The sequence below is a fragment of the Bacillus sp. AFS037270 genome (assembly GCF_002585305.1).
Genome location: NZ_NUNF01000076.1, coordinates 1 through 10,960 on the forward strand (window position 1 = coordinate 1; position 10,960 = coordinate 10,960).

10 protein-coding genes and 3 pseudogenes are annotated in these 10,960 nt (G+C 34.8%); 9 read left to right on the forward strand and 4 right to left on the reverse strand.

Going from position 1 to position 10,960, the window contains the following annotated elements; genetic code table 11:
• The first annotated feature begins 311 nt into the window (after window positions 1-311).
• Window positions 312-950 (forward strand): hypothetical protein, encoded by a 639-nt coding sequence (locus tag COD92_RS27275; protein ID WP_098532343.1) that lies wholly within the window; start codon window positions 312-314, stop codon window positions 948-950.
• Window positions 951-1,183: 233 nt separating this feature from the next.
• On the opposite strand, the gene COD92_RS27280 is transcribed toward COD92_RS27275, so the two are convergent.
• On the reverse strand, window positions 1,184-2,056 hold the full coding sequence (locus COD92_RS27280; protein WP_098532342.1) for a DMT family transporter: 873 nt from the start codon (window positions 2,054-2,056) through the stop codon (window positions 1,184-1,186).
• Between the two features lie 351 nt (window positions 2,057-2,407).
• Window positions 2,408-3,859, reverse strand: coding sequence for a MocR-like pyridoxine biosynthesis transcription factor PdxR (gene pdxR / locus COD92_RS27285; protein ID WP_098532341.1), 1,452 nt, complete (start codon window positions 3,857-3,859; stop codon window positions 2,408-2,410).
• 133 nt (window positions 3,860-3,992) lie between these two features.
• Here pdxR and COD92_RS27290 point away from each other — a divergent pair, with 133 nt between their 5' ends.
• Complete coding sequence (locus tag COD92_RS27290; RefSeq protein ID WP_098532340.1) at window positions 3,993-4,610, forward strand: LysE/ArgO family amino acid transporter; 618 nt, start codon at window positions 3,993-3,995, stop codon at window positions 4,608-4,610.
• Between the two features lie 179 nt (window positions 4,611-4,789).
• Here the strand turns inward: COD92_RS27290 and COD92_RS27295 are convergent.
• Window positions 4,790-5,291: pseudogene (locus COD92_RS27295) on the reverse strand (transposase); the annotation flags it as partial.
• On the opposite strand from COD92_RS27295, the gene COD92_RS33070 reads away from it, so the two are divergent.
• The 4 genes and pseudogenes from COD92_RS33070 to COD92_RS27315 all read left to right on the forward strand — a co-directional run.
• The gene (locus COD92_RS33070; RefSeq protein ID WP_255286790.1) at window positions 5,284-5,487 is read left to right on the forward strand and encodes a hypothetical protein; all 204 of its coding nucleotides are present in this window, start codon (window positions 5,284-5,286) and stop codon (window positions 5,485-5,487) included. The pseudogene COD92_RS27295 and the gene COD92_RS33070 overlap by 8 nt on opposite strands.
• Before the next feature lie 145 nt (window positions 5,488-5,632).
• Complete coding sequence (locus COD92_RS27305) at window positions 5,633-5,980, forward strand: VOC family protein (protein WP_098996687.1); 348 nt, start codon at window positions 5,633-5,635, stop codon at window positions 5,978-5,980.
• A gap of 163 nt (window positions 5,981-6,143) precedes the next feature.
• Window positions 6,144-6,542, forward strand: coding sequence for a VOC family protein (locus COD92_RS27310; RefSeq protein ID WP_098532339.1), 399 nt, complete (start codon window positions 6,144-6,146; stop codon window positions 6,540-6,542).
• Window positions 6,543-6,825: 283 nt separating this feature from the next.
• Window positions 6,826-6,985, forward strand: a pseudogene (locus COD92_RS27315) (transposase); the annotation flags it as partial.
• Window positions 6,986-7,105: 120 nt separating this feature from the next.
• On the opposite strand, the pseudogene COD92_RS27320 reads toward COD92_RS27315, so the two are convergent.
• Window positions 7,106-7,272 (reverse strand): annotated as a pseudogene (locus COD92_RS27320) (IS110 family transposase); the annotation flags it as partial.
• Between the two features lie 324 nt (window positions 7,273-7,596).
• Here COD92_RS27320 and COD92_RS27325 point away from each other — a divergent pair.
• The 3 genes from COD92_RS27325 (at window position 7,597) to COD92_RS27335 (ending at window position 9,797) form a co-directional block, all read left to right on the forward strand.
• Window positions 7,597-8,391 (forward strand): putative protein N(5)-glutamine methyltransferase, encoded by a 795-nt coding sequence (locus COD92_RS27325; protein WP_176541391.1) that lies wholly within the window; start codon window positions 7,597-7,599, stop codon window positions 8,389-8,391.
• Between the two features lie 237 nt (window positions 8,392-8,628).
• Window positions 8,629-9,309, forward strand: a complete 681-nt coding sequence (locus COD92_RS27330; RefSeq protein WP_098532338.1) for a DUF421 domain-containing protein — start codon at window positions 8,629-8,631, stop codon at window positions 9,307-9,309.
• A gap of 254 nt (window positions 9,310-9,563) precedes the next feature.
• Entirely contained in the window at window positions 9,564-9,797 is a 234-nt protein-coding gene (locus tag COD92_RS27335; RefSeq protein ID WP_098532337.1) for a hypothetical protein, read from the forward strand.
• The last annotated feature ends 1,163 nt before the right edge of the window (window positions 9,798-10,960 follow it).

A 10,960-nucleotide genomic window follows, 5' to 3' on the forward strand; every position in this document is an offset into this window, starting at 1 on the left:
CTTTTATTGAGGGAGTTTAGCTAAATAAGTAGGAGATTTAGTATCATTTTTATTATAGTATTCTTGCTTCTGGATATTCTATGGAGGATAATAACAATCTAATCGTAAGGAGTAATTATGTTATATATAATTCAAATTTGTATCATGTTAGTGATTGTTGGATGGTTATTAAAAACGAAAAGGATTAATGGGAATTCTTTCTGGACCATCTATACAATAGCTTTAATAGCAGTAGATATAATTAAAATTTAATATTTAACCTCTACAAATTTCCTGCAAACCTTTTTACAAACTCTGAAAAAGATAACTTTATGGGAATTCTATTCGCAGATTCAGTCATATTACCACTAACAGCAATTATCTTTTGTTATATAGCTAAAAGTCATCCATGGAAAACCATTATTAAATTTACCATTTTATATACGTTTTTGGAATGGGTATACCTTAAACTAGATTACCTACAATACTTCGGGTGGAAGCTATATTATTCAGCTTTAGCTTACCTCATTGGATTTTCAGTATTTGCTCCAATTGCGAATAAATTAATAGATAATCCGACTAAGATTCCTTATTTTATTAGTCTAACCACATTCGCATACCTCGTTCTCGTAATACCTGGGGCAATACCAGATGTATTATTTCATCTTCACTATTGGAGCCCTGGAATTTTGAGAAACTTTTGGTCTGATGATCGAGTTGCAGATATTGGTTCTTGCTTAGTGATTGCCATTAGAATAGGAATCATCATACCGAAGACACCTAAAGCTTACAAATTACCTGCTTTTATTGTCTTATCTCTGCTAACAGTGTTTTTTGGTTTTATCCCTTATTGGAAAGGTTGGCTTGTTTACGTTAAATGGAATCATTTTTTAACCTTTATTCGATATACTCTCCCATATATATTTCTTTATTGGTATGAGAGATGGCAAGTAACGATTCATCAGAAATAACGACAAAGAATACATATGAATTAGATGTAAAAAAGATATCCTAAGATGTCCATACCTCACTTTTTTATTATCAATAAAATATCATAAAAAATGGCAACCAGACATATCTGATTACCTTATAAGACGAACTGGGAGTTTATTTGGAGAAAGGCGAATTTATTCATTCAAGTATAATGAGTGCTCTTACACATGAAACCCCCTTCAGATAGAATTGAAGGGGGTTTTAAATACTATTATTTCTCTTTGATAACGAATAAAACACCTGTGAGAATTAGGATTGAGCCGATCCAAAACGTTACACCTATGTTCTCTCCTAAAATAAGCCATCCAAGTAATGTTCCAACCACGGGTTGAAAGAAGAAAAATATTCCTCCACTTGAAGCGTTAAGCATTTGTAATCCACGATTCCAAAGTAGAAATCCACCTGCTGTTGAGACAATACCCAAATACAAGATTCCTCCCCAAATGGTCGGGTGAGTCAGTTGAGAGATATTAATTTCATGTAACCGTGGTAAAACAAAAGGAGTCAACACAATTAAGGCTACCAAGATGGAATAGGTGGTTACCACAATTTGCGAATAATCACTTGGCAAGCGCTTAACAAGTACTGACATGATTGCCCATGTTAAAGCTGCGATAAGTAGTGCAATACCTCCAAGTGTACTGGACATGTTCACGTGACCAATTCCAACAATCAGAAGCACTCCAATTAACGCTAAAAAAACGGAGATTCCCTTTTTTAGCGTCAACCGTTCTTTAAGGATTAACCGAGCAAAAATAACCATAAATGCTGGTGTTGAAGAAGTTATTATCGCTCCCATTTGTGCTGTAGATAGCATAGTACCAGTTTCCTGAGCAACAATTGAAATGGCATTACCAATGATTCCAATCGCTATGATTATTAAAAAATAACGTTTTTCGATTCGCCATTTTTGCCTAGTTATGAAGCCGATAACGAGAAGTGTGTCGATAGCCACTATATATCGCAGCCACACAAGTTCTAGTGGAGGTATGACCGATACTACTACTTTTACGACAACGTACATACCGCCCCAAATACTTGAGGCTAAAATTAAATATAAAGAACCTAATAAGGTGTTTTTCATTTATTTGTACCCTCCGTCTTTTGTTTAGGTCGAGAATACCCCTAACGGAGAGATGTAGTCACCTTCACGCCATTAGGAGCAGAAGCGTGCTTCAGGTACATCATTTTCAAATAATGGAGTCCAATACATTTTTATTCACCTCTAGTCCATTCTAAATACAATTCTCTATTTTTTATTATAGCAACAGTATTCAGCCTGTGTCTTATGTAAAAATGTATCTCAAACAAATATTGTCCTTTTCAAATAAAGGGGCAAAGATCCAGCTGCCATTTTGGCGGCTTATTTTTATTGTGCTAACGGGTCATGTAAGTTTAACAAGGAATCGCGCAATAAGGGCTTCAAATGAATCCCTTATTTGGCTATTGTTTTTACAATTTTTGATAAGCGTTTAAGACCATCTTCTATATGTGGAAGAGAAGCAAATGAATAGGAAATTCGTAGATATTGTTCAGCTTGAAGATCATAAACATTGCCTGGATTTAGTAATATTCCTTCTGTTAGAGCAATTTCAAATAATTTTCTCATTGAGAGTGACGGTAACAACCGCAACCAAATATAAAATCCTCCAGTTGGTTTTTCCCATACTGCAATATCAGAAAAATACTTGTTCAAAGTATCTAAAGTAAAATCTCTTCGGGTTTTCAGTTGGTTTCTTACTTCATTAAGGTGTTTATTGTAAAGTCCACTGGAAAACCATTCTACTGCTGCCCATTGTGATACAGAACTAGACCCATAATCAGTTTGCATTTTAATATCTGCTAAGTGCTCAACTACTGGTTCTGGACCCACAATCCAACCAATACGAAGTCCAGGACTTAAAGATTTAGATAAACTTCCCAAATAGAGTACGAGTCCATGTTTGTCCAAAGCCTTAATTGGTTTTGGCGGATTTTCATCAAACCATAATTCTCGGTAAACATCATCTTCAATCAAAGGTAGTTGTTCTTGTTGACAAGTATCTAGCAATAGTTTACGTCTTTCCATAGTCATTAAGGTCCCAGTAGGATTTTGAAATGAAGGGATGGTATAGAGTAAAGCAGCTTTTTGTTGTTTTTTATATTGTTGAATAAGATTGGCTTGAATTCCTTCTTTATCCAAAGGGATGCCCATTAAACGCATACCTGCTGACTGAAAGACATTTAAAGAATGAAGATACGATGGCTTTTCTGTTAATACGGTAGAACCCCTATGCAATAAACCGACACTTATAAGCTGTAGGGCTTGTAATGCACCTGATACGATTAAAATGGAAGAAGGAGAAGCAGGAATCCCAATTGTCTTTAAATAGTGTGCTATTTGTTCTCTTAAGGACAGCAACCCCTTTGGTTCTTCATAGCCAAAAGAAATTTCTCTATTGGACAATTGATGGAAAATTTTTTTCATTGATATACTAGGAATTAGATTTGGTGATAATTCGCCAGTTCCTAAACGAATGATGTTCGGAGTAAATTCAGCTTGATTTATTTCTTGAATCGTTGGCAAGTTTGGCTTGTGAGTTCCGAAATTGACATATGAATTCCAATTGGGGGGAGGGGTAGTAGCTAACAGGTTCCAAGTGTTGTTTACTACTCTTGTTCCACTGCCGCTTTTTCCCTCAATAAGTCCTTCGGCTATTAATTCGTCAAATGCAGTTACAATAGTACTTCTATTTACTCCTAAAACTTTTGCTAAAGTACGTTGGGGAGGGAGCTTATAGCCTATCGTCCACTCTCCATTGGATATTTTTTCTTTAATAAAATCAGTTATTTGTTTATGTAATGGTACTGGCGATGATTTATTTGGTTTCCAATCGGTTTTAAACATCAAAATAGCTCCTTTTTGTATTTATTATATTACTTGGTTGGTTTGGATTCCATCCAATTGGTTGGAGACAAAAACAAAATTTCGAAATAAAATAGGACCCGTTGAATAATAAACAAGAAAGGGCGAAATTAGAATGTTAGAACCACTTTTTCATGGATTTATTCTTGCACTAGGACTGATTCTTCCTCTTGGTGTCCAAAATGTTTTTGTTTTTAATCAAGGGGTACTACAGCCACGTTTTGTTAATGCATTACCAGTCATCATTACAGCTTCTTTATGTGATACCCTTTTAATCCTAATATCTGTTTTGGGTGTTTCATTTCTTATTTTAGGTTCATTTTGGATAAAAATGATTTTAATTGGAGCAGGTTGTATTTTTTTAATCTATATGGGATGGACCACATGGAATAGTAAACCAAGTAATGAAAGAGAAGTACATGGGAATAATTTTTCTTTAAAGAAACAAGTATTGTTTGCAGCATCTGTTTCCTTACTGAACCCTCATGCCATCATGGACACTGTAGGTGTAATTGGTACAAGTTCATTAAGGTACCAAGGGGAAGATAAAGTTATCTTTGCACTTGCTTGTATTTTGGTTTCATGGATTTGGTTTTTTGGACTTTCACTGATTGGGAGAATAAGTAGAATGGTTGATAAATCTGGAAACTTTTTGTTGAGATTAAATAAAATATCAGCCCTAGTAATGTGGGGGGCAGCAGTCTATCTTTTGTTAACTTTATTGAGTAAATAGACCAAGTTAATCGGGTTATAGAGATTGTAAAGAGATGTACTAAAGCTAACCAGCTAATAGTTTGTCAACATTTTTCAATAAAAAGTTTAATAACCCCATAATATACTTAAAAGGGCATGCCAAATAACTTTCCGTAACCATCTTTTTGGAAGGTTTTGTTGTATCAGGATAGATAGTTTCTAGGCTATATCTTGGAAAGTGGTCTTGCTTTTTAGCAATGCATAAATCCAGTGTAAAAGCTTATTAACACATGCAATCATGGCTACTCTAAAGGGTTTTCCTTCTTCTCGATTCCTGTCGTAAAACTCTCTTAGTCTTTTATTGTGTGGAATGATCTCATTAGTGTTTTCTTTTTACCTGCATCCCGAATGCCACTCTGAACAGCCATATACAAGGCGTGGCGAAGTCTACATGAGCCACGTTTGGTTATTCGGCTCGGTATACTGAAGGAGTAAATTTCCAGAAGAGTACACACTAGGGTCTATTCCAGCGAATGCAACTAACTTCTTGGCATCACTAAACCGATCTATCTCTCCGATTTCAGAAATAATCGTTGCAGCGATTTTTTCTCCGACTCCAGGGATAGATTGAAGGATCTCATATTCTTCAATTTCACTAGGGAGGACATCTATTTCATTCGCTGTTGGATAGGTGCTCTTCATATTGAAGAACAATCTTTACTAAGATTTCAAAAGGGGATTATATAACATTTTCTCTAACAGCTATAGGAATCGTACTATCTATAATTGGGATAGGGAAGAAAACGGAGAAAAATGTAATCCCTATTATATCTTTAATCCTCTCGTCATCTTTCTTTATATGTTGGTTAATCGTAATTATCTTATTATTTACTCGTCAAATTGAATTTGGTCCATAACGTGCGAGAACTTTGAAGGGTATCATATTTTTTCTTATTCAATTAAAGGGTCAGGTTGGTTGAAGAAGGAATTTGTATTTATTTCTTGAATTTCTAATTTAATCGAATAATTAAAGAAATTAGAGAAGGGAGCGAGTTTATTATGATGATAAAAGGTTTCGGGGGAATATTTTGGAGGACTAAAAATCTAGATGCTATAAAAAAATGGTACAGTGAAGTGTTGAAGATTGAAATTGAAAATTGGAATGGGACTATTATTAAACCCCATTCAGGAAATGAAACTACCTTTTCTTTCTTTACTGAAGTTGACCTTTACTTCCCAACAGAACAGCAAGTGATGTTAAATTTCCAAGTTTATAATCTAAACGAGACTATTAAGCATCTTGAACAAATTGGTGTACCTCTTGAAAAGGAAAAAGAGATTAGTGAATTTGGTAAGTTTATTTGGATTAAAGATCCTGAAGGTAGACTGGTTGAGCTATGGGAGAAATAACGGGTTGTAATTATCCATATTTTGTTGAATAAACGGGTGCTTGAGCGAAACAAGGAGTTGTTAGTTGCGGCTCCTTATTCTTGTTCCAATAACGTGTCAGTTTAGTTCAACAAGAAAATCAACTATAATAAATTTATTACATAAAATTAGGAGGCGGATAAAAATGGAAAAGGTAACACCATTTTTAATGTTTCAAGATGGCAACGCAGAAGAAGCGATGAATTTTTATACATCCATCTTTGAGGATTCTCAAATTACAAACATTGTTAGATATGGGGCTAATGAAGCTGGACCAGAAGGCACAGTAATGCAGGCTACTTTTACCTTGAAAGGGCAAGAATTTATGTGTATTGACAGTTATATAAAACATCAATTCTCCTTTACACCTTCTTTCTCAATCTTTGTTACTTGTAATACTGAAGAAGAACTTGATAATTTTTATGAAAAACTTAATGAAGGTGGACAAGCACTTATGCCTTTAAACAATTATGGTTTCAGTAAAAAGTTTGGTTGGGTAAATGACCGCTTCGGGGTTTCGTGGCAACTAAATCTTCCTTTGTAAATGTTTTAGGGGAAATTAATAAATAAAAAACTATATTAGGTAAAGGGGTATTACTTCAAAAAGGGTAATACGTTATCTTAAAGCCTTTTTTGACTTTTAGAAATATTGTACTTAAACAAAACCAGCTATAAGTTTGTCAACATTTTTCAATAAAAAGTTTAATAACCTCATGATAAACTAAAAATGTTCATGCCAAATAACCTTCCTAAGTTCTCTTATTGGAAGGTTTTTTTGTATTTAGTTAGATATAGGTCCTATGCTATATCTTGGAAAGAAGCTCTGCTTCCTTGCTAAAGAAATTGAAGAATATGAATTCCTTCAATCTATCCCTGGAATCGGAGAAAAAATCGCTGCAACAATTATTTCTGAAATCGGAAGGGATAGATAGGTTTAGTGATGCCAAGAAGTTAGTTGCATTCGCTGGAATAGATCATAGTGTGTATTTCTTCAGGCATTTATTTCATTTGCAATATTGGATAGGTGCTCTTCATATTGGAGGACAATCTTTACTAAGATTTCAAGGTTAAAGATATGACTCTCGAAGAGATTATTTTGAAAATGATTTCGAAGGCAGCTGCTCTTTCAACTTCTTTTAGGAACTCCAATAAATTCCCAAACCATCAATATTATGTTCAATACTAAAGCTCTTACGATATGGTTTACCTTTATCTAAAAATGCTTAAACCTGACTTTCACCCTTGGAAACACCCAGACCAATGACTGGATTCATACCTAACTCTCCTCTTAAAATTACAAAATAAGTCGGTATCCCCTAAAGCTCTTGTAAGGTCATAGGTTCGCTTGTTAAACGGGATCATTTTCCCAACCAGCCTGACTATACAAGTAGGGGGTGAACAGTTTAGCTTACGGGATCTAGTCCCACGGGTGCGACGTTCGATCTGGGTGCAAGAGTTTAACAATGAGTTGAGGGTGCAGCTCTTTTTCTTTATTGTGCTAACGTGGATGAGGTTAATGGAAGAAGGACTTTTCCAATTTTTAACGAACTACCTATAATAACCTTTACAAGGATTGGGTGGTATTTATAGGGAAGCAAATGAAATTTTATATTCATGACCAAATTCAAAAAAATATAATCGAGATACTTCGGACCGCAGGTTGTGTTTTTGCAGAAGAAGAGGCTCGGCTTCTTATTTCTGAGGCACGGACATTGGAAGCCCTCTCCTCTATGGTCAATCTTCGAATTAAAGGTACCCCACTTGAACATGTCCTCGGTTGGGCAGAGTTCTGCGGTATCAGAATATCAGTAGACCCAGGAGTCTTTGTACCTCGCCGCCGTACTGAGTTTCTCGTGCAAAAGGCAATTGCCCTTTCTGCCCCTGGAGCAGTAGTAGTTGATCTTTGCTGTGGTACAGGAGCGGTGGGTGTAGCGATAGCAAAAACTCTTGGGCATATTGAGTTGTATGCAATCGACATCGACCCAACCGCCGTGCGCTGTGCTATCCGCAATGTTACACCCCTGGGTGGTCGCGTATATGAAGGGGATCTCTATGAGTCATTACCTGCCAAACTGCGTGGGAAAGTCGACATCCTAGTAGCAAACGCGCCTTACGTACCAACCGAGGCAATCAAGCTGCTTCCGCGAGAATCGCGTCTACATGAACCGAATGTGGCGCTAGACGGAGGAAATGACGGACTTGACATTCAGCGGAAAGTAGCAGAAGAAGCATCCCTCTGGTTAGCTGCTGGGGGGTATCTATTGGTAGAGACGAGCGAAAGGCAGGCCCATCAAACCTTTGAAATCTTTACCCAACATGGGCTAATCCCTCAGTTGACGCACTATGATGAACTTGATGCTACTTTAGTAATTGGAAATAAACCCCCAATTTAGGCTGAACAGTGTATTTCTACTATTTAATGAACACGCATCTTATGAAGGAAGTGGGGCATTTTAGTAGTTTAACAATGAGTTGCGGGTGCAGCTCTTTTTTATTTGTGCTAAGGGGACAGGATAGTTTAATAAGAAATTGATAAACTAATTTTATAAATAGTGATGTAAGAGGTTAATCTAAATTAAATTTGAAAAAAACCCTTGGTTTGGGGATATGTATAAGGGGTTTGTAAACAAATGAAAATCATAAACTTAACTGTTGAACTTATTGTTGGATTTTTTTTTCTGTTTCTAATCGTTAAGTTTGTAGGGAAAAAAATCATCAATCAAATTTCCCCTTTCACCTTTATCGCAGCTATTGTATTAGGGGAATTGCTTGGAAATGCATTATACGATCATAAAGTAGGAGTATTTTATATTATTTATTCGATGTCCATTTGGGGAGTATTACTTTTTACGGTTGAATATTTAAGCCAAAAGTTCCTTATGTTTAGGGGAGCCATTGAAGGGAAGCCCTCTGCACTTATAAAAAATGGATTCGTTGACCGAGAAGCATTAAGAAAGAATAGGATGAATATTAACCAGTTGCAAAGTTTACTTAGACAGAGTGAAACCTTTTCTATTCGTGAGGTAGCTTTTTGCTATTTAGAGGCAAACGGTTCGATTAGTATTTTAAAGAAATCAAAATATCAAAAAACCACTCAGGAAGATTTTAAAATACCTTCAAAGGCAGTTTCAGTTCCAGTGACTTTAATAAGAGATGGTAAGGTTTTATGGGATGAAATTAATGAGTTGGGATTTAACGAAACGTGGTTAAAATTTGAATTAAACACTCAAAATATTACAGATTACAAAGATGTTTTTTTGGCTGAATGGCTTGACGGAGACGGTCTTTTTGTACAGACTTTGCAAAGATAAATTGGTACACATTTTGTTCCTTTATGACAGAATAAAGGGTAAAAGAGGTAAAGTTTTAGCCGCTAAATTGGTGGCTTCTTTTGAATTAACGGACAGGCAAACAAAGAGGGATTAAAACCCAAAGAGGAAGAATTAGCAGAAAAGGGCATAAAAAATATGTAAAGAATTCATTACTAAAAAACTGGAAACAATAAGTAGGAATTATTCTTCAACCCTCATATGCGAACTTCGGATGCAAAGGATGAATGATTACATTGGATAATTCCAGAATGGATAGATTTGATAAAATTGTTAAAATGGGAAAACATACAACTGAAGAATTAACAGACTATTGGTTGGATTATGAACTATATGCTTCTCTTGAATACTGGATGATGGTTACTCTCTTGGTGGTTCCACTACTAGTTTTATTCTTTAAAATTGATAAGAATAAAATATTTTTAATTGGTTTTTATGGATACAGTTTCACATTATGTTTGGATATGTAGATTTATATGGGAAACATAATGGATTATGGAACTATCCGTTTCCACTAATACCTGCAATCCCTGGATTTGCGATAGATGGTAGTCTTGTCCCTGTTGCTTTTATGCTGGTATACCAGTGGACCTTAAACAATAACAAAAATTATTACCTCTATTCTTTTATTACAGCCCTAATTTTTTCATTTATTATTAAGCCAATATTAGTTCAGCTAGAATTATTCAAACTGTACGAGAATATAAAGTATTTTCACCTTCTTTTCGGATATATCTTTGTCTGATTGACAGCAAAGTTTATTACCAATGTATTTTTATGGACTCAAAAGAAATTTATAAAATTAACTTAAAATTTATTGAGTACCCACATAATTAAATAGAGGGATCAAAAATAGTGAAAAAGCAGTGGGTTCCACAATTGAATTCCCACCACTTTTAGCATGTTTACCGATTATGATAAGGTAAATTTAGAAAAGATGCGTATTAAAATATTTCTCTATTGCAAAAACGGATGTAATTCAATAAGGAAACATTTATTAAATAATACTTTTATTATTTTTTCTTGGAACATGGGTGTTTATGTGGTTTAGGTGGTTTAGGTTTATGTGGTTTAGGTTTAGGTTTAGGAGGTTTAGGTTTAGGTTTAGGTTTAGATGGTTTAGGCTGACAAGGTTCACTGCTTTCTTGGCATTCACAAGGTTCACAATGCTCACAATGCTCACAGTCTTCTGAAGGTTCACAGCGCTCACAGTCTTCACTAGGTTCACAGCGCTCACAGTCTTCACTAGGTTCACAGAATTTAAAGGGCTTAGAAAATTCGTAAGATTTAAAGGACTGACAAGGTTCATCATGTCCATAAAATTTATTAAAGTAACCCATACTAAACTACTCACTCCTTTCTAGAATATAAAATAGTTTATGGAACTTTGATCAAATCTGAAATGGACAAGTATGGAACTTATATTATAATAATATTAAATACATACTTTTCTCTAATTTTGTTGTTAATAAAAGCAAAAGAACACAATGTCATAATAAACTATAACATATCCTACACTTGTATTTTTTTGATATTAAAATTATCAGTAAATAAACACAATAATGTTTTATGTTAAGTTTTCTTGCAAATTCTTTTGAAAAATGTTATTCTTAAGAAGAATTATTTTTGTTCG